Raw genomic sequence first — 1,367 nt, 5'->3', positions numbered from 1 at the left:
GCCTTTTTCACCAACGGGTTCGGTCATCTCTTTCTCGTCCTTCCAATCGATAGGGTTACTTCAAGGGCAGCGGTCTTCTTTCGTTGCCCGGCGCCCTCGCCGGATGACGGAATTTTTCACCAGTTCGTGAAAACCCTGTTTGTCGCGTTTTCCTGCGCGCCAAAGATGCGGCTTGGGCCTGCCACACGATAACGCCAAGAGGCGGGCAGGGTTTCCTTGTCATCAGAACTTGTACGGAGAGAGACAACATGACAGACAGCAAATCGCCCCGCCGCCGCAGCCTGCTCAAGGGCGCGGCCGTGGCCGCAGGCGCCATGTCGGCGCCGATGGTCAGCATGGCCCAGACCACCTCGCTGCGCTTCCAGAGCACCTGGCCAGCCAAGGACATCTTCCACGAATATGCGCAGGACTTCGCGAAGAAGGTCAATGACATGGCGGGCGGCCGCCTGAAGATCGAGGTGCTGCCCTCGGGCGCGGTGGTGCCGGCCTTTCAGCTGCTCGAGGCGGTGAACAAGGGCACGCTGGACGGCGGCCATGGCGTGGTCGCCTACCACTACGGCAAGAACTCGGCGCTCGCGCTGTGGGGTTCGGGGCCGGGCTTCGGCATGGACGCCAACACGGTGCTGGCCTGGCACAACTACGGCGGCGGCAAGGCGCTGCTCGACGAGATCTACAAGAGCCTGAACATGGAGGTGGTGTCGTACCTCTACGGCCCCATGCCCACGCAGCCGCTGGGCTGGTTCAAGAAGCCGGTGGCCAAGGTGGAGGACATGAAGGGGCTCAAGTTCCGCACCGTGGGGCTCGCGGTGGACATGTTCACCGAAATGGGCACGGCGGTGAACCCGCTGCCCGGCAGCGAGATCGTGCCCGCGCTGGACCGCGGGCTGATCGATGCGGCCGAGTTCAACAACGCGTCGAGTGACCGCGTGCTCGGCTTTCCCGACGTGGTGAAGAACTGCATGCTGCAAAGCTTCCACCAGTCGGGCGAGCAGTTCGAGGTGCTGTTCAACAAGGGCAAGTACAGCGCGCTGCCGCAGGAGCTGCGCTCCATCATCGACTACGCCGTGCAGGCCGCGAGCGCCGACATGAGCTGGAAGGCCGTGCAGCGCAACTCGCAGGACTATGCCGACATGAAGAAGGCCGGCATCAAGTTCTACAAGACGCCCGATGCGGTGCTGCGCGCGCAGCTCGCGGCATGGGACAAGACCATCGAGAAGAAAGCCGCGGAGAACCCGTTGTTCAAGAAGGTGCTGGATTCGCAGCGCATCTTCGCCGAACGCGCGCTGCAATGGCAGAACGACTACGGGGTGGACTTCAAGATGGCCTACGCGCACTACTTCGGCAAGAAGAAGAGCTGACCCTCGGTC

Annotated in this window: 2 protein-coding genes; both read left to right on the top strand. The window is 63.0% G+C overall.

Annotated elements, in window-relative coordinates; all coding sequences use genetic code 11:
- Window positions 1-192: hypothetical protein (locus AC04MI_RS25195; protein ID WP_476499047.1), on the top strand; the 192-nt coding region annotated here is incomplete at its 5' end.
- Window positions 193-248: 56 nt separating this feature from the next.
- Complete coding sequence (locus AC04MI_RS25190; protein ID WP_015867700.1) at window positions 249-1,358, top strand: TRAP transporter substrate-binding protein; 1,110 nt, start codon at window positions 249-251, stop codon at window positions 1,356-1,358.
- The last annotated feature ends 9 nt before the right edge of the window (window positions 1,359-1,367 follow it).

This window comes from Acidovorax sp. LjRoot204, from assembly GCF_056175785.1.
Note: the sequence above shows the minus strand (reverse complement) of the source record. Positions and strands in the feature narration are given on the sequence as shown.